Annotated in this window: 19 protein-coding genes; 9 read left to right on the top strand and 10 right to left on the bottom strand. The window is 72.6% G+C overall.

Going from position 1 to position 18,742, the window contains the following annotated elements:
• Positions 1 to 5 precede the first annotated feature (5 nt).
• From ACFYPR_RS23125 to ACFYPR_RS23110, 4 genes are all read right to left on the bottom strand, one after another.
• Complete coding sequence (locus tag ACFYPR_RS23125; protein ID WP_354858978.1) at positions 6 to 407, bottom strand: DoxX family protein; 402 nt, start codon at positions 405 to 407, stop codon at positions 6 to 8.
• A 131-nt stretch (positions 408 to 538) separates the two neighbouring features.
• Entirely contained in the window at positions 539 to 2,869 is a 2,331-nt protein-coding gene (gene lon / locus ACFYPR_RS23120) for an endopeptidase La (protein ID WP_355068358.1), read from the bottom strand.
• 38 nt (positions 2,870 to 2,907) lie between these two features.
• Entirely contained in the window at positions 2,908 to 3,189 is a 282-nt protein-coding gene (locus ACFYPR_RS23115; RefSeq protein WP_354858983.1) for a hypothetical protein, read from the bottom strand.
• Positions 3,190 to 3,261: 72 nt separating this feature from the next.
• Positions 3,262 to 3,579 (bottom strand): manganese catalase family protein, encoded by a 318-nt coding sequence (locus ACFYPR_RS23110; protein WP_355068355.1) that lies wholly within the window; start codon positions 3,577 to 3,579, stop codon positions 3,262 to 3,264.
• Here ACFYPR_RS23110 and ACFYPR_RS23105 point away from each other — a divergent pair.
• Entirely contained in the window at positions 3,578 to 3,724 is a 147-nt protein-coding gene (locus ACFYPR_RS23105) for a LuxR C-terminal-related transcriptional regulator (protein WP_354858985.1), read from the top strand. The two genes, ACFYPR_RS23110 and ACFYPR_RS23105, sit on opposite strands and share 2 nt — an antisense overlap.
• A 155-nt stretch (positions 3,725 to 3,879) precedes the next feature.
• Positions 3,880 to 4,227: an Lsr2 family protein gene (locus tag ACFYPR_RS23100; protein ID WP_007460530.1), complete on the top strand. Its 348-nt coding sequence runs from the start codon at positions 3,880 to 3,882 to the stop codon at positions 4,225 to 4,227.
• 108 nt (positions 4,228 to 4,335) lie between these two features.
• On the opposite strand, the gene ACFYPR_RS23095 is transcribed toward ACFYPR_RS23100, so the two are convergent.
• The 4 genes from ACFYPR_RS23095 to ACFYPR_RS23080 all read right to left on the bottom strand — a co-directional run bounded on the left by ACFYPR_RS23095 (position 4,336) and on the right by ACFYPR_RS23080 (position 8,538).
• Positions 4,336 to 5,655: a hypothetical protein gene (locus ACFYPR_RS23095; protein WP_354858988.1), complete on the bottom strand. Its 1,320-nt coding sequence runs from the start codon at positions 5,653 to 5,655 to the stop codon at positions 4,336 to 4,338.
• A gap of 176 nt (positions 5,656 to 5,831) precedes the next feature.
• The gene (locus tag ACFYPR_RS23090) at positions 5,832 to 6,815 is read right to left on the bottom strand and encodes a hypothetical protein (RefSeq protein WP_387262396.1); all 984 of its coding nucleotides are present in this window, start codon (positions 6,813 to 6,815) and stop codon (positions 5,832 to 5,834) included.
• 106 nt (positions 6,816 to 6,921) lie between these two features.
• Positions 6,922 to 8,298 (bottom strand): Ig-like domain-containing protein, encoded by a 1,377-nt coding sequence (locus tag ACFYPR_RS23085; RefSeq protein ID WP_387262393.1) that lies wholly within the window; start codon positions 8,296 to 8,298, stop codon positions 6,922 to 6,924.
• A gap of 30 nt (positions 8,299 to 8,328) precedes the next feature.
• Positions 8,329 to 8,538: a hypothetical protein gene (locus ACFYPR_RS23080; protein ID WP_387262390.1), complete on the bottom strand. Its 210-nt coding sequence runs from the start codon at positions 8,536 to 8,538 to the stop codon at positions 8,329 to 8,331.
• A gap of 250 nt (positions 8,539 to 8,788) precedes the next feature.
• Here ACFYPR_RS23080 and ACFYPR_RS23075 point away from each other — a divergent pair, with 250 nt between their 5' ends.
• The 4 genes from ACFYPR_RS23075 to ACFYPR_RS23060 all read left to right on the top strand — a co-directional run bounded on the left by ACFYPR_RS23075 (position 8,789) and on the right by ACFYPR_RS23060 (position 11,735).
• Entirely contained in the window at positions 8,789 to 9,871 is a 1,083-nt protein-coding gene (locus ACFYPR_RS23075) for an Asp23/Gls24 family envelope stress response protein (RefSeq protein ID WP_387262387.1), read from the top strand.
• Complete coding sequence (locus ACFYPR_RS23070; protein ID WP_387262384.1) at positions 9,868 to 10,428, top strand: hypothetical protein; 561 nt, start codon at positions 9,868 to 9,870, stop codon at positions 10,426 to 10,428. Before ACFYPR_RS23075 ends, ACFYPR_RS23070 begins: the two co-directional genes overlap by 4 nt.
• 163 nt (positions 10,429 to 10,591) lie before the next feature.
• Positions 10,592 to 11,149, top strand: a complete 558-nt coding sequence (locus ACFYPR_RS23065) for a hypothetical protein (protein WP_387262381.1) — start codon at positions 10,592 to 10,594, stop codon at positions 11,147 to 11,149.
• A gap of 193 nt (positions 11,150 to 11,342) precedes the next feature.
• Entirely contained in the window at positions 11,343 to 11,735 is a 393-nt protein-coding gene (locus tag ACFYPR_RS23060) for an FKBP-type peptidyl-prolyl cis-trans isomerase (protein ID WP_354859001.1), read from the top strand.
• Positions 11,736 to 11,867: 132 nt separating this feature from the next.
• Here the strand turns inward: ACFYPR_RS23060 and ACFYPR_RS23055 are convergent, their stop codons facing one another.
• Positions 11,868 to 12,290, bottom strand: coding sequence for an STAS domain-containing protein (locus ACFYPR_RS23055; RefSeq protein WP_387262377.1), 423 nt, complete (start codon positions 12,288 to 12,290; stop codon positions 11,868 to 11,870).
• 201 nt (positions 12,291 to 12,491) lie between these two features.
• On the opposite strand from ACFYPR_RS23055, the gene ACFYPR_RS23050 reads away from it, so the two are divergent.
• Complete coding sequence (locus ACFYPR_RS23050; RefSeq protein WP_355068339.1) at positions 12,492 to 13,508, top strand: SMP-30/gluconolactonase/LRE family protein; 1,017 nt, start codon at positions 12,492 to 12,494, stop codon at positions 13,506 to 13,508.
• Positions 13,509 to 13,616: 108 nt separating this feature from the next.
• Here ACFYPR_RS23050 and ACFYPR_RS23045 read toward each other — a convergent pair whose 3' ends face one another.
• Complete coding sequence (locus ACFYPR_RS23045; RefSeq protein WP_387262374.1) at positions 13,617 to 14,876, bottom strand: Ig-like domain-containing protein; 1,260 nt, start codon at positions 14,874 to 14,876, stop codon at positions 13,617 to 13,619.
• A gap of 701 nt (positions 14,877 to 15,577) precedes the next feature.
• Here ACFYPR_RS23045 and ACFYPR_RS23040 point away from each other — a divergent pair.
• Positions 15,578 to 16,552: a sugar phosphate isomerase/epimerase gene (locus ACFYPR_RS23040; protein ID WP_355137231.1), complete on the top strand. Its 975-nt coding sequence runs from the start codon at positions 15,578 to 15,580 to the stop codon at positions 16,550 to 16,552.
• 20 nt (positions 16,553 to 16,572) lie between these two features.
• Positions 16,573 to 18,678 carry a PQQ-dependent sugar dehydrogenase gene (locus ACFYPR_RS23035; protein ID WP_355068333.1) on the top strand — a complete coding sequence of 702 codons (2,106 nt, stop codon included), beginning with the start codon at positions 16,573 to 16,575 and terminating at the stop codon, positions 18,676 to 18,678.
• Positions 18,679 to 18,742 lie beyond the last annotated feature (64 nt).

Below are 18,742 nucleotides of genomic sequence, written 5' to 3'. Positions count from 1 at the left end.
AAGGCTCAGAAGGAGTACGGCCCGAATCGGCCCCACGCCACCAGGGCGGCGAGGACGAGCAGCACGACGCAGGTGATCGCGCCCTGGATCTCCAGCTTGCGTCGGTCGCCGGTGCGCGTCTTCATGTCGCGCAGGTGCACCAGGATGCCGCCGACCATGACGATGACCAGCCCGACGGCGGCGAGCGGGGTGAGCACGGTGGCGATGCCGGTGAGGGCGGGCAGCACGAGCCCGATGGCGGCCAGCAGCTCGACGGCGCCGAGGGCCTTGACCTGGGTCGGCGGGACCGGGTCGACCCAGCCCATCCGGTCGCGCAGCTTCTCCTTGGGTTGGGTCAGCTTGGCCAGGCCGGCGCCGGCGAAGACGACGGCGAGCAGGATCTGGATGATCCAGAGCACCAGGTTCACGGGGTTTCCTCCGGGGGAACCGCCTCGCGGCGGAGAGGTGATTGAGGGTTCAAGCGAGACAGTAGACCCCTGTGCGCGTACATCAATGGCCCCCGCCGTCAGAAGACGGCGGGGGCCATTGGTTCGGAGCGTCAGACCTTGAAGAGCGCCGGACCGTCCAACGCCTCGACGTCGGCCGGGCGCAGCGCCAGGGCGAGCACGTCGGCCACGTCGGCCAGGGTGTGCACGGTCAGCGCCTCGCGCACCTCGGTCGGCAGGTCGTCCAGGTCCGGCTCGTTGCGCGCCGGGATGATCACCTCGGTGAGGCCGGCCCGGTGCGCGGCGAGCAGCTTCTGCTTCACCCCGCCGATCGGCAGCACCCGACCGGAGAGCGTCACCTCACCGGTCATCCCGAACTCAGGGCGGACCGGGCGGCCGGTGACCAGCGACGCCAGGGCCGTGACCATGGTGATGCCGGCGCTCGGACCGTCCTTGGGCACCGCGCCCGCCGGGAAGTGGACGTGGATCCGGCGCCCGGCCAGGACGTTCGGGTCGATGCCGAACCGCCGCCCGTTGGAGCGCAGGTAGGAGAGCGCGATGTGCGCCGACTCCTTCATCACGTCACCGAGCTGGCCGGTCAGGGTCAGCCCCGGCTCGCCCTCCATGCTCGTCGCCTCGATGAAGAGCACGTCCCCGCCGGCGCCCGTGACGGCGAGGCCGGTGGCCACGCCGGGCACCGCGGTGCGCTCGGCCGACTCCGGGGTGAACTTCGGCCGCCCCAGGTAGCCGGTGAGGTTGTCGGTGTCGACGCGTACCGGCGACGGGTCGGTCGCCAGCGTCACCGCCACCTTGCGCAGGATCTTGGCCAGCGCCCGTTCGAGCTGCCGGACGCCCGCCTCCCGGGTGTACTCCCCCGCGATCAGCGCCAACGCCTCGTCGGCGACGCTGACCTCGTCGGCGGTCAGACCGGCCCGCTCCCGCTGCCGGGGCAGCAGGTGGTCGCGGGCGATGGCGACCTTCTCGTCCTCGGTGTAGCCGTCCAGGGTGACCAGCTCCATCCGGTCCAGCAGGGGGCCGGGGATGGACTCCACCACGTTGGCGGTGGCCAGGAACAGCACGTCGGACAGGTCCAGGTCGACCTCCAGGTAGTGATCCCGGAAGGTGTGGTTCTGCGCCGGGTCGAGCACCTCCAGCAGGGCGGCGGCCGGGTCGCCGGCGTAGCCGGCGGCCAGCTTGTCCACCTCGTCGAGAAGCACGACCGGGTTCATCGAGCCGGCCTCGCGCAGCGCGCGCACGATCCGGCCGGGCAGCGCGCCCACGTAGGTACGCCGGTGACCGCGGATCTCCGCCTCGTCGCGGACGCCGCCGAGCGACACCCGGACGAAGTTGCGCCCGAGCGCCCGGGCCACGGACTCGCCGAGGCTGGTCTTGCCGACCCCGGGAGGACCGGCGAGGGCGAGCACCGCGCCGGAGCCGCGACCGCCGACCACGCCGAGGTTGCGCTCGGCCCGGCGGTTGCGCACCGCGAGGTACTCCAGGATGCGGTCCTTCACGTCGGCCAGGCCGGCGTGGTCGGCGTCGAGCACCGCCCGGGCCGCGGCCAGGTCGGTGTTGTCCTGGGTACGCGTACCCCACGGCATTTCCAGCACGGTGTCCAGCCAGGTGCGGATCCAGCCCGCCTCCGGGGAGGCGTCACTGGCCCGCTCCAGCTTGCCGACCTCGCGCATCGCCGCCTCGCGGACCTTGTCCGGCAGGTCGGCGCTCTCCACCCGGGAGCGGTAGTCGGCCGAGCCGTCGGGCTCGTCCTCGCCCAGCTCCTTGCGGATCGCGGCGAGCTGCTGGCGCAGCAGGAACTCCCGCTGCGACTTCTCCAGGCCCTCGCGGACGTCGCTGTTGATCTGCTCGGTGACCTCCTGCTCGGCCAGGTACGCCTTGACCCAGCCGACCAGCAGCTCCAGCCGGGCGGTGACGTCCGGCGCGGCGAGCAGCTCGGTCTTCTGGTCCAGCGTCAACCAGGGCGCGTAGCCGGCCGAGTCGGCCAGCTCGGACAGGTCGGTCATCCGCTCCACCGCGTCGATGACCTGCCAGGCGCCTCGCTGCTGGAGCACGGAGGTCACCAGGGCGCGGTACTCGCGGGCGAGTTCCCGGGCACGGCCGGCGGGAGCGGGTTCGTCGAGTTCGGTCGCCTCGACCCAGAGGGCCGCGCCGGGGCCGGGCACGCCGGAGCCGATCCGGGCCCGGGACAGGCCACGGACCACGGCGGCAGGCTCACCGTCGGGCAGCCGGCCGACCTTCTCGATGGTGGCGACCACGCCGACCGGGCCGTACTCGCCGTCGATACGCGGCACGGCCAGCAGCTTGCGGTCGCCGGTCGTCCGGGCCGCGTCGATGGCGGCCTGGGTGGTCGGGTCGAGGGTCACCGGGATGACCATGCCGGGCAGCAGCACGGCGTCGGTCAGGGGAAGTACCGGAAGAGTTGCCATCGAACACCTGCTATCGCGTTGAGTTGAGCGTGTCTCACTCAAGTAACAAAGCGTTCCCCTTGTTCCGAGGTGTGACCCAGACCACTGCCCGGTGCCGGCGGGCGAATCGGCAGCACCAGCTCCCGGACCGCCCGGATGCCGCCGGCCAGCGCCACGGCGACGGGAATGGCCAGGCTGGTCAACGACAGGGCGAGCACCACCCGGGCGGGCAGCCCGACACCGACGGCGAGCGCGGTCAACACCGTGCAGACCGCCAGCTTCACCCGGGTACGCGACAGCGGGACCACGGCGGTGTCCCGGACGGGCGCGACGACGGACATGCGCTTCTCCCTCTCGTTTCCTGGGTGGGCCGGTCCCGTCCCGTGCGGGGCGGGCGACCCGACGAGACGATCTCAGGTGAGCTTGCTCGTGACGGTGTCCACGGCGCTGCCGGCCATGCCCGGGTTGGTGCCGTACAGCCGCGGGTCACCGGGCGGCAGCACCGGCTCGGGGGCGTTCGCGCGCGGATTGTCGTCGTAGCGGAACTCGCCCCTGCCGTCCGGCGCGGGCCCGGACGCCCAGCGCCCCTGGGCGGCGTCGGTGCCGGAGGAGAAGCCCAGGTAGGTGTAGCCGAACTCGTCGGTGAACTCCCCGGAATCCGGGAAGGCGTCGGGCACCGGCATGTCCTCCAGGCCGTCCTCCTTGAGCTGCTCGATGGCGGCCAGCCACATGAGCACCGTCGACGTCGCCGAGGAACTGCACGTCTCGGAACGGACGGTGAAACGGATGACCGCCGCGCTGCTGCGCAAGCTGCGGGTCTCCAACCGCGCGCAGGCGGCGGCCATCGCCGGCCACGCCGGCCTGCTTACCGATTGACGCGGCGGCAACGCCCGCGATTCCGCGTCGGTTCGCGGTTTTGTGCGCCACTCAATCGCGACGCGCCGAATGAATGGGACGCATATTGTTGCGGATTCCCCGGGTGGTAGGTCAGACTTTGGACACATCCCGCCACACACAGGGAGTAATCGGCAATGGCGAGAAAAGTAATCACGGTCCTGACCGACGACCTCGACGGCGGGAAGGCCGACCGGACGGTCGAGTTCAGTCTCGACGGCGTGGCCTACACGATCGACGTCTCGGACGAGAATGCCGGCGTCCTGCGTAAGGCGCTGGACCCGTACATCAATGCGGGTCGGCGGATCGGTCGGGGCCCGGCGGAGAACACACGGACAGTTCGGCGGCCGGGGCGACCCAGCGGCGCCGGAATGGACCGCGAGCAGAACCGGGCGATCCGGGAATGGGCCGTCAAGAACGGCTACAAGATTTCCGAGCGGGGCCGGATCCCGGTCGAGGTCGTCGAGGCGTACAAGAGCCGCTGACACACGGCAACAGCGACGGGGTCCCGCCGGAAACGGCAGGACCCCGTCGCTGTGTGCGTGGCCGGCCACCCGGGGCTGTCCACCCCGACTGGCCGGCCGACTGTCGAATCAGTTCACGTTGATGCGGATCGAGTCGAAGGCGGGGGTCTGGTTCGCCCGCTCCATCATCGGCAGACGGTGCGAGCCGTCACCGGCCCAGACCGAGCACTGCGCCGTACCCGATTCCGGCAGGCCCGGAATCTGAATGGTCACGTCGTCCGGCTGGGCGCCACCGCGACCGTCCTCGGTCGCGACGAAGAACGCCGGCACCTCCTGCGGCTCCGGCGGCGCGGTCAGGCTGTCCAGCATCCGGCAGGCGGTGTGGAAGTGACCCCGGACCAGGCCCTGGGCGTTGAGCAGCGAGCTCTCCACGTAGTAGCCGCCCTGACCGGCCGCGAGGAAGCGGTCACGGACCAGGTTCTTGGTGCTGACCCGCAGGGTGAAAGGCTGGTTGCGGCCGACCTGCTGCGGGAACTGGGTGATCAGCAGCGACGGGTTGTTGGCGGCGGCGCCGACCTCACCGAACTCGGTGCTCACGCACCGGTTGCCGTTCTGGAAACCGTTGTGCGGCTGCAACTGGCTCTCGTCGCAGTTGTTGGCCAGCACGCCGAGCCCCGCGCCCGGGGCGGTGCCGCCATTGTTCCCGCCGTTGTTGTTGCCGCCGCCGGTGTTTCCGCCACCGCCGGTGTTTCCGCCACCGGTGTTCCCACCGTTGTTGTTGCCACCGCCGGTGTTCCCACCGTTGTTGTTCCCGCCACCGGTGCTGCCGCCGTTGTTGTTACCGGTCGGCTGCACCTGGCACTCGGCGAGCTGCGCCAAACCCTGCGGACGCGGTCCGACCCGGTCGATAGCGGTCGTGATCCGGTCCAGCACCGCCTTACGCTTTCCGGCCAGCGGCTGCAGGATCGCACTGCGGATGAAATCGGCGCCCTTGTTGCCCTCGGCGGCCAGCCGTCGATCGGCCTCGGCGATCTGGGTCTGCAACTGTGCGAGATTACGGTCGACCTCGGCTCGCGCCCGATCCGGCACCTGCGGCAGCTTGGCCGCCACATCGGGACAGGCGACGGCCGAGCCGGTGCCCACCGTGCCGTCCTTGGCGTCCTCGCACTCCGCCACCGACTCCTGACCGTCACCCCAGTGGTTACGCACCCACCGACCGTTCTGCCAGGTGCGGCTGGTCGAGGCGCCACTCGGCGCGGTCGAGCCCGGGCTCGGCTCCACGCACTGCCCGGCGGCTGGCCGGGGCTTGTTCGTCCGCCGGTCCTGGGCCGACGAGATCTGGGTGACGGCGACTACTCCGCCGAAGACCACGAGCGTGCCGACAACGGCCAGCAGACGCTTGCTCCGCGCGATGCCGGGTGACCGGCGCGCCCGAGTGGACCTGCGCATCGAATTGCTCTCCTTCTCGATCCGGTAGTGGATTCCTGCCCTCGGCGGACCGACGGATGTGAGATGGCACGCCACGGCGGCGACCACCGCGACCTACCCGGTAACGTGTCGATGGCCGACGATGCCCTTTCCGCACCGTCTCCCGCGTCCGGTCGACGCGGTTGGGGAGATCCTCTTCATTCGCGCAGGAGTACGGGACGGCGACGGGGAAGGTTCAACCCGCGCACAGGAAAATTTGCTCCGCCCCCCGAGCGGATCGGGTGCGGAGCAGGGTTCAGCAGGGAAAGTGGCCGGTCAGTCCGCGCAGAGGTGGTCGAACGCGAAACCGCCCACCAGCTCGTCCGCCGCCGGCTCAACGCGACGATCTCCGTGGTGAGGTCCGCGCGCGCCAGCAGGTCCGGGCCGTCCGGCCGCACGGCGCGCAGCCGTTCGCCGACCGCGACGGTCGCCAGGTCCTCGGCCAGCCGGGCCGCGTCGACGCCGCAGGAGAAGCGCTGCGCGGTCACCGAGACCCGCTCGACCAGGCAGGCGTCCGGGCGCACCTGGACCCAGCTCCAGCCCTCCGCCGGGCCCTCGGCCCAGTGCACGTGCAGCCCGCGCACGATCGGGTCGGCCAGGCGCCCGGCCACGTACGCCTCGACCGCCGCCGCGCGGGTCAACGTGCCGAGGTCGTTCACCGGGCCGGTCCGGCCGTCCGGAAGCCGTCCGAGGATGTCGCGGAAGCCCACCGGAGCGGGCTCGTCCCCGGTGCCGCCCGCCGCGTAGGCGCGCGCGTCGACCACGTACTCGACGAGGCGCCGGCCGTGCTCGGCGGCCCGCAGCGTCGGTGACCCGATGCGCAGCACGGGCAGTCCGACGGCCGCGCTCACGGCGTCGGTGAGGCGCTCGACGCGCTGCTCGGTCGACCCGGCAGGCGGGACCGGACCGATCGCCACGGCGACGACCGACCGCCCGGTGTCGGCGGCGCTGACCACGAGGTCGAACGCCGCCCGGCTGGCCGAACCCCACTGGCTGCCCGTGACGCCGGGCGGACGCCCCTGCACCAGCTCGCTGAGCCGGCACGTCCCGTACACCCGGTGGCCGGCGCGGTCGAACAGCGCGTCGCGTCCACCATCGGCGGGCATCGCCCGCAGCCAGCCGCGATCACCGCTGCTCGTCATCTGCCTGATCCATCCGCCGGTCGGTCGAACCGCGCCGAGTCTAGGCGGTCGATCACCCGTCCCGGTGGAGCGGCCCGGCCGGCTGCGGAGCGCCGAGCCCGCTGCCCTAGCGGCAGACCGCCGTGACGACGACGGGGGCCTGCGGCAGGGTCGGCGGACGGCAGTTCCCCGGCGCTGCCGGCCGCCAGGCCGCCGCGACGTTGTGGACCGGATCCTCCGGCCGGTACGCGGCCCACCGGGACAGGTCGTTGCCGCCGTTCAGGCCACTGGCCAGCAGCACACTGGGGGAACCAATCCGGAGCGCGGCCAGCAGCAGCCGCATGCCGACCGTCGGATAGCCGAGCGCGGAGCATGCCTCGTCACCCTCACGCCAGCACGTCCAGGCGAGGGTCGGGTCGGCGATCGCCCGATCCGGGTACGGCGCCGAGAAGAGGTCGAATACCACCGTCTCGCCGAAGATGGTCCGACCGACGCTCTCCCAGAAGTCCATGGCGTACGCGGCGTCGGGCATCGGCTTGGCGCAGACGGCACGTTCGTCCCGGCAGGTCGCCTCCGGCCCGGTGTAACGGCCGTGGCTCCAGCCGAGAGCGACGATGGGCGTGATGCCGGCGGCCGTCAAGCGTTGCGTGTACGCGACGATCTCCTGTCGGTACGGCTGAGCGCCGTAGCGGGGGTCCACGTACGACAGGCCGAGCCAGCAGGCCTCGTTGAGCGGGACGTACGCCGCCTGGACGCCGCGTGCGACGAGCCCGGCCACGGCGGTGGCGTCGACCGGGCCGTCCCAGATGCCGCGCCCCTGCACGCAGCGGGCCTCCGCACCGGTGCGGACGAGCGGCGTCAGGCGTCGAGGGGCGGCCGCGTCAATGACCGGGGAGATGCCCCAGAGCTGGTCGCGCACCACGCTGACGTACGGCGCCTGCCGCTCCTCGCCCGGTGTCAACACGCGGACGAGCGACATCCCGTTGATCTGCGTAGCGCCCTGGTCGTCGTACGCTCGGGCGTAAAAGCTGTAGTAGCCGGCCGGCAGGTCACGCCACCGGGCGGTGTACGGCGCGGTCGTGTCGGTGCCGAGCGGGGCGAGATCCGCCTGGCTGCTCGAGCCGAAGAACTCGACGCGGGTGATCCGCCGGCCGGGCGCGGGCGTGGCGGCGGCTTCCACGGTGATGGTGGCCGGGGCGAAGAAGTGGTCCCCGCCTTCCGGCCTCGTGATCTGGACGGACGGCCGGTTCGGGTCGGGGCCGGGGCTGGGTGATCCGCTCGGCTGCGGACTCGGCGAGACCGGCGGCGGGCTCGACGGGGGCGTCGGCGTGGGCCTGGGCAGCACGGTCGTGCAGGTGACGCCGTTGAGCCTAAAGGTCTGCGGCCCGCCGATCCGCACCCCGTGCGTCATGACGAATGGAAAGGACACCTGCTGGTCCGCCGGCAACGTGACACCGGGCAGGTTGCGGATCGTGACCTGCCCGCCGTGCTGTTCCCAGCGCACACCGTCGACGTTCTTGATCTGCTCGGTCGGCTAGCGCAGCGGGAAGCTCAACGTCCACTTCGTGAGTGGCTGACCGACGCTCAGCACCGTGAGGTCGCCGCGCAGCATCGACGGGTACTGGTAGCGAACCTGGAGCTGCGCCGCACACCCGCTGGCGGCGGACGCCGGGAGGACCACGGCGAGAACACCCGAGGCGGCAGCGAGCGCGGCGACGGCCAGACAGACGACCCGGTGCCTCATCAACGACCCCCGTCATCGACATTCGTCACTAGGATCGTCGTCCTGACCGGCGCCGGACGTCAAGGCCGGCGCCGCCGCGCGCCCAGGCGGCACGCGGAGCGGGGTCGCCGGTCCGCCTACTCGGCGGCGCCCATGACCAGGCCCTCGACAGGCTCCTGTGACCTGGATCACATGCGGGTCGTGTTCCAGGACGCCCGGCGAGGTGTATCCAGCGAGGTCGCCCGTAGCGGACCGGCTGGGAGGTCAGCGCATGTCGCGTCAGCAGTTCGGCACCCTCGCCGCGCGCGGGCCGGGTCCTCGCCGACCCCGGGGGGAGCGCCCGCGTCGACCTCGCCAGCCGCGCCCCGCCGGTGATCCGACCATCCGCCGCCGACCGAACGCCGACCGAGCGGGACGACACCACAGACTTCCCCCGCGCCCCACCCCCACCCGTTCCACCCCGAGCGCCGACCGGACCGGCGGCGGGCCGCGCCTCGCCGCGCAGCCGCCGGCCGGCGAAACCGGCGCGGCCCAGGTCGGGCGGATCGCGGCCGACGCGGCCGGACGGGTGCCGGGCGTGTCCGACGTCCGCCCGGCAACCGTCCGCGTGGGCGACCGGTCCGTGGGCCTCGACCTGAACCTCATCATCGAGTACGGCCACCGCGTGCCCGCCGTCGCCGACGCGGTCCGCCGGGCGGTCGCCGAGCAGGTGCTCGCCGGCACCGGCCGCGCGGTGGCAGCGGTGACGATCACGGTGCGGGACCTGGTGGTGACCGGCTCGGCCGACGACGTCCCGCCGCACCGACCGGTCGCACGCCCCGAGCTGACCACGGCGACCGCCAACCGGGTGGCGTCCGCGCTGCTGGCCGTCGCCCTGCTCGCCGGCGGCGTCCTGCTGGCCGCGCAGGCGCTGCTGGTCACGCTGGGTCGCCCGACGCCGCTGCTCATCCGCCCCGGGTGGTACGGCGCGCTGACCACCACCCGGTGGCACGATCCCGGCGTACGGGCAGCGGCCGGCGCCGCCGCACTGCTGGGCCTGCTCGTCCTGACCGCCCAACTGCGCCGGTGGACGCCGGTCCGACTGCGAGTCGACCCGCGCGACGGCTGGCACCTGCACCGGCGGTGCGTGGAACGCCGGCTGACCGACGCGGCGGACACCGTGCCGGGCGTACGCGGAACCCGGGTGCGGGTCCGGCGCCACGGCGACCGGTGGCGACCCCGGTTGCGCGCCACCGGCGACCCGGCGGCCCACGCCGAGGTCGAGTTCGCCGTGCGCCAGGAGCTGCGTCAGCTCGCCTCGCCGCGCGCCGACCGCGTCGACGTCCGGCTGCTGCCCCGCCGGCGGCCGGCATGACCGATGCCGCGCACCGCCTGCTGTGGACGATCGTCGCGCTGCTGCTGGTCGCCGGCGGTGCGACCGCGCTGGCAGCCAGTTCCGGCACGCTGCCGTTCGGCGACCCCGACGCGGTCCTGCTCGGCGGCGGGCTGGTGGACGCGTGGCGGCTCGCGACGCCCTGGAGCACCCTGGCCGCGGCGGTCGGCGGGCTGCTGACCGCCGTCGCCGGCCAGCGCCTGCTGCACCGGGCGCTACGCCGACCCGACCAGGCCCTGCGGGGCACGCTGAGCCGCCCCGGACGCCTGCCCGGTCGCACCCGGCTGGCCAGCGAGGTGCTCGTACGCGCGCTGGAAAGGGACCTGCTGCGCGCGCCCGGGGTGCACCGGGCCCGGGTGGTGCTCACCGGCACGCCACCGCGCCCCGACGTGTGGGTCCGGGTGGACCTGACCAGCGACGCCCGCGCCGCCGGAGTCCGCGAGCACGTCCACGAGTCGGTCCGCCGATTCGCCACGACGGCCGGCTGCCAACCCGCACACCTCGACGTGACGGCCCGGATCGCGCCGGCCCGCCCCTGAGCCGGTCGCCGCCGAGGCCCCACCAGACGACCACCCCGAACAGCAGGGCCGTTGGGGGTCCAAGGTCCCGGGCCGGTGCGGTCCGTCGGCCCTGCCGAGGGCGCCGCCGCGAGCGTCTGATGGAGATGCCACCGGGAAGCGCGGTGCGAGGCAGAGAAGGGACGTGGACACCATGACCGCGACGATCGAGCGGACCACCGCCGAGACCACCGCTCCGGCGACCGGCATCACCCGAGAGAAGGCCACCCGGTACGTCCTGGCCGGCACCCGGATGGCGCTCGGCTGGATCTTCCTCTGGGCCTTCCTCGACAAGCTGTTCGGCCTCGGCCACGAGACCGGGTCGAAGAACGCCTGGATCAACGGGGGCAGCCCCACCAAGGGCTTCCTCACCTTCGGGGTCGCCGGCCCGTTCAAGGACGTCTACACCGGCATCGCCGGCGCCGCCTGGGCCGACTGGCTGTTCATGGCCGGCCTCGCCGGGATCGGCATCGCGCTCCTGCTCGGCGTCGGCATGCGGGTCGCGGCCGTGGCCGGTGGGCTGCTGCTGGTCCTCATGTGGACCGCCGTCCTGCCTCCGGAGAACAACCTCTTCATGGACGACCACCTGATCTACGCCGCGGTGCTCGCGGTCCTGGCGCTGGTCGACGCCGGCGACACCTGGGGCCTCGGGAAGCTCTGGGCGAGGCTGCCGATCGTCGCGCGGGCGCCCTGGCTGCGGTGAGCACCACCGCACCGTCGCACGGCGGGCGTCACCACCGGTGACGCCCGCCGAGACGCGTACCCCAGTTCGGTGATCCGGGGTCGGGTCCGGGCGCGTCGGGGCAGGTGGCGGGTCCGCCGCACATCGGTGACGCGCTATCCGGCAGGATCGACGGTGACCGGACACATCACCCAACACGGCAGGAGATCCCCGCATGAACCAGGCAGCAGGCGCCCGATCGGGCAAGCCCGAGGTGGGTCCGATCGAGGGTGCGCCGCCGGCCGACCTCGTGATCGAGGACATCACCGTGGGCGACGGCCCGCAGGCCGAGCCGGGTCAGTTGGTCAGCGTTCACTACGTCGGCGTGTCCCACTCCACCGGCGGCGAGTTCGACTCGTCCTGGAACCGGGGCGAGGCGTTCGAGTTCCCGCTCGGCGGCGGTCAGGTCATCGCCGGCTGGGACCAGGGCGTGGCGGGGATGCGCGTCGGCGGCCGTCGCCGCCTCACCATCCCGCCGCACCTGGGGTACGGCGACCGCGGCGCTGCCGGCGTCATCAAGCCGGGCGAGACGCTGATCTTCGTCGTCGACCTGCTCGGCGTGGGCTGATCGAACGTGGCAGGGGTCGTTCGGCTCGATGCCGGGCGGCCCCTGAGCGCGCCCGCTGCCGGCGTCGGACCGCTGGTCGGCGTGCGCACGTCCGCGTTTCGGACGGGGCCCCTGCTCACACCGCGGTCAGCGTCAGGCGGCCAGCACCAGGCCGCCGGCCGCGGCCGGCGGACGACGGGCGGCCTCGACCAGATCGGCTGGCACCGGACGACGGGCGGCCTCGACCACCCGGCCGGGCTCGAGGATCGGCATCACCCGGTGCAGGCCGGTGGCGCGCAGCACCCGGGCCACCACCGGGGTGGGATCGACCAGGACCAGCTCGCCGCCCCGGGCCCGGACGCGCAGGTGCGCGGCGAGCAACGCGCGCACCCCGGCCGCGGAGAGCAGGCGCAGCCCGGACATCTCCAGCTGCACGACCGGCCGTGCCGGCGGGGACCACAGAGCGGACCGGAAGGCGGCAACGGTGGCGATGTCGACCTCGCCGGCCACCCGCACCTGGACCACCTGGTCACCGACGCTGACCTGCACGTCGATCCGGTCGCTGCGCTCTTCCATGAGGTGAAATCTAGCCCCCACCACCGACAGTTTCGCCCCTCCGCGGAGTGATCCCGGGTACGCCCAGGGTCATCCCCCGATGTGCCCCTCATCCCGCTAGGGGTGGAGGCCAGGGCCCTCGCGGTCGGCCGAACGGCCAGGTGCCGCGCCGCGTGCACGGCGCTCCAGGCCGACAGGGCATCGGCGGTGGAGAATGACCCGATGGTGATCCCCCGGCCCCGGCCGCCACGGCTGATCCGTCCCGTCCGCGAACCGGCCACCGTCCCGCCTCCGCTCAACGGCGTGTGGGCGGCCACGGACCGCCGGCTCGACCAGGTCGACCTCCTGCCCCTCCCCCCGGGGGCCGTCGGGCCGGAGGACGTGCTTGTCGACCCGAGCGGCCGGGTCATCAGCGGCGACGAGGACGGCAACATCTGGTGGTGGCCGGCCGACGCGCCGGCCGGCACCCGACCCCGGCTGCTGGCCGAGACCGGCGGCCGGCCGCTCGGCATCGAGGCGGATCCGTCCGGGGAGGCGCTCATCGTGTGCGACGCGTACCGCGGGTTGCTGCGGGTCACGCCGGACGGGGCGGTCCGCGAGCTGACCGGCACGGCGCCGCCGGTGCACCTGGCCAACAACGCGACGGTGGCCCGCGACGGCACCGTCTACTTCACCGACTCGTCGGACCGGTTCCCGGTCTCGCACTGGAAGCGGGACCTGCTGGAGCACCGCCCCAACGGCCGTGTGCTGGCCCACCACCCGGGCAGTGGACGCACCGAGGTGGTGGCCGACGGCCTGTACTTCCCCAACGGGATCGCGCTGACCCCCGACGAGTCGGCGCTGATGCTGGTCGAGACCACCACCCACCGGCTGCTCCGCGTGGAGTTGCGCGGCGGGGTGCGGGTGCTCGCCGACCTGCCCGCGTACCCGGACAATCTCTCCGCGGTGGGCGACGGGACGTACTGGATCGCCCTGCCCAGCCCCCGGGTGCCCATCGCCGAACGGCTGCTGCCGCACCCGCGGCTGCGCCAGCTCGCCGCTCTGCTGCCCGACGCGATGCAGCCGCAGCCGCGCCGCTACGGGCTGGTCGCGCTGGTCGACGGCGAGGGCACGGTCCGTCGTACGCTGCACGGCCCGGCCGGGAACTACTGGATGATCACCGGGGTACGACAGCACGGCGACCAGCTCTGGCTGGGCAGCCTCATCGGGCCCGGCGTGGCCCGCGTACCCCTGGGATGACCGCCTGGCTCGCGCCCGGCGTCTCGGGCGGTGGCCGACCCGGACGCGGCCGGGGTGCCTGCACGGCGAACGGGCCGACCCACCGCGACGGTGGGTCGGCCCGGTGCCTCAGCGCCCGCTGATCGAGGGCGCCGGCGCGGGTGACCCGCCGGCCACCGCGCCCGGGTGCGCCGGGGCGACCGGCGCGGGCTTGAGCCCGGACGGCACCGGCAGGGCGCTGCCCTTGACGAACTCGTCCCAACTCACGTTCCACGCCGTCCAGCCGTTGCCGGGTTGCAGGTCGACCTCGGTGCCCTTGACGGTGACCAGGTCGCCGACCTGGGTCACCCCCATCAGCCAGTCCGCGGCCGTGGCGGAGACGTTCGCGCAGCCGTGCGAGGTGTTGGTGTAGCCCTGCTCGCCCTCCGACCAGGGGGCCGAGTGGATGAACTCACCACCCCAGGTGAGCCGCTGGGCGTCGTCGACGTCGACCACGTAGCCGCCGTTCGGCTCACCCCGGGTGTCGAAGGTGGTCCGCTCGTGCTTCTCCATGATCACCATCTTGCCGCTGGAACTGGGCGTGCTCGGCTTGCCCAGGCTCACCGGGATGCGGCGCACCAGCTTGCCGTCGCGCAGCACCGTCATCTGCTTCGTGGCGTTGTCGATCTCCAGCGAGACCTGTTTCCCGATCTTCGAGGTCGCGGTCCGCTCGGCGTCCCCGACCAGGTTCTTGCCGATCGGCAAGCCCTCCAGCCCCGCACGGACACTGATCGTCGTCCCCGGCCGCCAGAAATCGGGCGCCCGGTAATAGACCTGACTTCCGTCGTCCAGCCACGACCAGGTACCCGGCTGCGGCGGATTCGTCTTCACGAACAACCGGCGCTGCACATCCGCCCTGGCCTCTTTCGGAATTCCCGGGTCGAACGCCACGGTTACCGGCATTGCCGTGCCGTACGTCCGGTTGCCGACGAAATAGAGGGTGCTGGTGATCTGCGGCTTCGTGGACTTGGCCATCGTGGTGAACGTGGTCGTCCGCGTCGTGGTCGCACCCGAGTCACCGGTCGCGGTCACCTCCGCGGTGTACGTACGCCGAGCTGCCAGCGGCGCGCTCGGCACCCAACCGGAGCCGTCCTCGCGCGGCTCCGCCTTGACCTGCGCGCCCTTGTCGTCGGTGAGCCGGACAGCGGTGACCCGTCCACCCTTGACCACCGCGCCGACCTCGGCGCTGATCGGAACGTCCCGGGTCTTGTCCCCCGGTGTCACGGTGAGCTCCGGCGCCGCGACGTGTCCCTTGGCCGGCCCGTCCCGGTCGGCGGTACATCCGGCCAGCACGAGCGGTGCGGCCGCGATAGCTACCGCCAACAGCGTCAATCGCCGCCTAGGTGTCATGTTCAGTCCCCCCGTTTTCGACTGCCCTCCGCCACATTCTGTCGGCCCCGACAGGAGTATCCAGGGCCTTCGGAAATAATCGGCGGCGCATTTATTGGCGCATTTTCCGACACTGCGCCGGTTGGCGAGAAAAACGCACGAGTGCCGCCTTGAGGCACGTCCGCACTCCCGCACGTCACCCGACCCGCAACGTCCGGTCCCACCCCGACCCCGCCACGCCCGCACCTATCGCCGTCGTTGCACGACTCGCGCCCCGCGCCCCGCGCCCCGCGCCATCGGGGATGGATCTCCGCGACGGACCGACCAATCGGCGAGCGGGGCTTCGGACGGTGCGCCCCTCAGGTCGCGCTCGGCCCGGAGAGCGTGCGAGGCGGGCATGACGGGTCGGGGCGGCTGCCGCACCTGCTGGGAGGACTTTTGTCATTTGAAGCGAAACTTCTGCTCGTCGAGACGAAGCTTTGCCTTTGTCCGGAGGCAAGGGTAGGGTCGGCTTTCAGATAGAAGGTTGCCCATTCGTCAATCAGCCTGCCTGCCTCCCTTGCCGGGTCGGCCGCGGTCCCCCTCAGGGGCGCCGACCGCCCCGAAGCGTCGTCCTCACCGTCCAGCCGGAGCGCGCCTCCGGCCGGTTCGGCGCGCCCCGGCAAAGGCAGCCGGTCGACAGCTGCCGACGGCACACCAGCCGTCAGGAAGGGACCACCACCATGGATCACCAGACCAACCGCTCGGAGCCGACAGCGACCTCCGAGTCGGTCAGTCGGCGCGGACTGCTGCGCGCCGCGACCGTCTCCGCCGCCGCCGTCGGCGCCGCCGGGCTCCTCGCCGGCCCGGCGAACGCCGCGCCGGCAGGCGACACCGCCGCCCGGGGCCAGTCCCACGGCCGGCGTCGGGTGCCGGTGGACCGCATCAGCATCCAGCTCTACACCGTGCGTGACCAGCTCGCCGCCGATCTGCCGGGCACCCTGACCGCCCTGCGGCGCATCGGTTACCGGCGGGTGGAGCACGCCGGCTTCGTGGGGCGTACGGCGGCGGAGTTCCGGGCCGCGCTCGACGCGGCCGGGCTGCGCGCCACGTCCGGGCACACCGGCATCCCGCAGCCGTTCGACGCCGCCACCTGGGAACGTGCCCTCGCGGACGCCAACACGGTGGGCTGCAAGAAGATCGTCCACCCGTACTTCGGTCGGGACGCCCAGGGGCGTCCGTACCGGGACCCCGCCGTCTACCGTGCCCTGGCCCGGGATCTCAACCAGGCGGGCCGGCTGGCCGAGCGCGCCGGGCTCGATTTCGGCTACCACAACCACCAGTTGGAGTTCGTGCCGCTGACCGACGGCTCGACCGGCTTCGAGATCCTCACCGGGCAGACCGATCCCCGGCTGGTCCACTTCGAACTCGACCTGTACTGGACCTGGCGGGGCGCACACGACCCGGTCGACGTGATCCGGGCCAACCGCGGCCGGATCCGCCAGGTGCACGTCAAGGACCTGGACGTCGAGGGCGGCTTCGCGGACCTGGGCGACGGCGTCATCGACTTCGGCCGGATCTTCGACCACGAGCGGGAGGCGGGCATCGAGGAGTACATCGTGGAGCGCGACGACGCGGGCACCCCGCCGCGCGCCCCCGCCGACGCCCTTGACACCGCCCGGGTCGGCTTCGACTACCTCGCCGCCCTCCGGTACTGACCACCTCGGGGGACTACCTGATGATGAACCGGACCGCTTTCCTGTCCGCCCTGCTCCTGGTGTCGGCCGGCCTGGTCGCGCCGACGACGGCGGCAGCCGCCGCGCCGGCGGCCCCGCCGCCGGACAGCAGCTTCCAGAAGGTGACGCTCAACGACTTCCCCGGCGAGCCGATGAGCCTCGCCGTCCTGCCCGACCTGCGGGTGCTGCACACCTCCCGGACCGGCGAGGTCCGCATCCACGACCCGCGCACCGGGCTGAACACCATCGCCGCCGACATCCCGGTTTACGAGCACGACGAGGAGGGGTTGCAGGGCGTCGCCATCGACCCGAACTTCGCCCAGAACAAGTGGGTGTACCTCTACTACTCGCCGCCGCTGGACACGCCGGTGGACGACCCGGCGACCCCCGACGTCAACGAGGGGGACGCGCCGGCGGTCGGCACCGAGGCCGACTGGCAGCGGTTCCGGGGCGCGCTGCGGCTGTCCCGGTTCAAGCTGGACGGGATGAAGCTGAACCTCGCCAGCGAGCAGCAGATCATCGACGTGCCGACCGATCGGGGCATCTGCTGCCACGTCGGCGGCCAGATCGACTTCGACAGCAAGGGCAACCTGTACCTGTCGACCGGTGACGACACCAACCCGTTCGCCTCCGACGGCTACGTCCCGATCGACGAGCGGGCCGACCGCAACCCGGCGTACGACGCCCAGCGCACCGCGGCCAACACCAACGACCTGCGCGGCAAGCTGCTGCGCATCAAGGTGAAGGCCGGTGGCGGTTACACGGTGCCGGCCGGCAACCTGTTCAAGCCGGGCACGGCGCAGACCCGCCCGGAGATCTACGCGATGGGGCTGCGCAACGCGTTCCGGTTCGCCGTCGACCGGCGTACGGACAACGTGTACCTGGGCGACTACTCCCCCGACGCCTCCACCGCGAACCCGGCGCGCGGGCCGGCCGGACACGGCCGGTGGATGCTGATCGACAAGCCGGCGAACTACGGCTGGCCGTACTGCGTGACGCCGACGATCGCCTACCGCGACTACGACTTCGCCACCGGCGAGTCCGGTCCGAAGTTCAACTGCAAGCGACCGGTCAACGACTCACCGCACAACACCGGCAAGCGGCAACTGCCGCCGGTCCAGGCCCCGCAGGTCTGGTACGCGGCCGCCGCCTCGGCCGAGTTCCCGCAGCTGGGCACCGGCGGCATCGCCCCGATGGGCGGCCCAGCGTACGACTACGACGGGACCAGCACGTCGCGTACCCGGTGGCCGGCCTACTACGACGGGGTGCCGCTGTTCTACGAGTGGACCCGGGACTACATCAAGGAGTTCCGCCTCGACTCCGACGGGGACGTGCAGGACATCCGGCCGGTGGCGCCGTCGCTGGTGGTGGACAACCCGATGGACATGGAGTTCGGTCCGGACGGCGCGCTCTACGTGCTGGAGTACGGAGACGGCTACTTCGCCGAGAACCCGGACGCCCAGCTGTCCCGGATCGACTTCGTCCGCGGCAACCGGACGCCGATCCCGAAGATCAGCGGTACCCCGACCGTCGGGCAGGCCCCGCTGACCGTCGCGTTCTCCAGCGCCGGCACCACCGACCCGGACGGTGACAAGCTGAGCTACGCGTGGGACTTCAACGCGGACGGCTCGGTGGACAGCACCGACGCCAACCCGACCTGGACGTTCCAGGAGAACGGCTCGTACACGCCGACGCTGAAGGTGACCGACCGCACCGGGCGGTCCGCCTCGGCGACCCTGCCGCTGCTGGTCGGACCGACCGCGCCGATCATCGAGTTCGTCGCCCCGGTGGCCGGGCAGCCGTTTGAGTTCGGGCAGACCGTCGCGTACGAGGTGAAGGTCACCGACGACCTGCCGGTGGACTGCTCCCGGGTGAAGGTCACCTACGTGCTCGGGCACGACCAGCACGGGCACCCGCTCTCCACGGCGACGGGGTGCTCCGGGACGATCCCCACCTTCGTGGACGGTGGGCACAGCGGCGCGGACAATCTCACCGCGGTCTTCGTCGCCGAGTACACCGACGCGCCGACGGAGCCCGGTGTGCCGCCGCAGACCGCCACGGCGACGGTCGTGCTGGATCCCACCCCGGTGGCCGGCCTGGCCGGCTGACCCACGCACGACGAGCGGCGGCGGCCGGAGAGCTCTCCGGCCGCCGCCGCTTCGCGTTCCGGCC

The sequence above is a fragment of the Micromonospora sp. NPDC005254 genome (assembly GCF_042872525.1).
Lineage (GTDB): Bacteria > Actinomycetota > Actinomycetes > Mycobacteriales > Micromonosporaceae > Micromonospora.
The sequence above is the reverse complement of the archived record's forward strand: the minus strand, read 5'-3'. Positions and strand labels throughout refer to the sequence as shown.